Below are 238 nucleotides of genomic sequence, written 5' to 3' on the forward strand. Positions count from 1 at the left end.
GAGCCGTAAAGATCTCGCCAACGCCATTCGTGCGCTGGCCATGGACGCGGTTGAAGCCGCGAAATCTGGACACCCGGGCATGCCGATGGGCATGGCCGACATTGCCGAGGTGCTGTGGAACGATTTCCTCAAGCACAATCCGGGCAATCCGAAATGGGCCAATCGCGACCGTTTCGTGCTGTCCAACGGCCACGGTTCGATGCTGATCTATGCCTTGCTGCATTTGAGCGGCTACGCC

Annotated in this window: 1 protein-coding gene; it reads left to right on the top strand. The window is 59.7% G+C overall.

The features are described 5' to 3' along the window. On the top strand, positions 1 to 238 hold a 238-nt coding region (locus ACMUOY_RS20620), incomplete at both ends, for a ribulose phosphate epimerase (protein WP_413894580.1).

It is taken from the genome of Candidatus Skiveiella danica (assembly GCF_022705245.1).
GTDB lineage: Bacteria > Pseudomonadota > Gammaproteobacteria > Burkholderiales > Burkholderiaceae_C > Skiveiella > Skiveiella danica.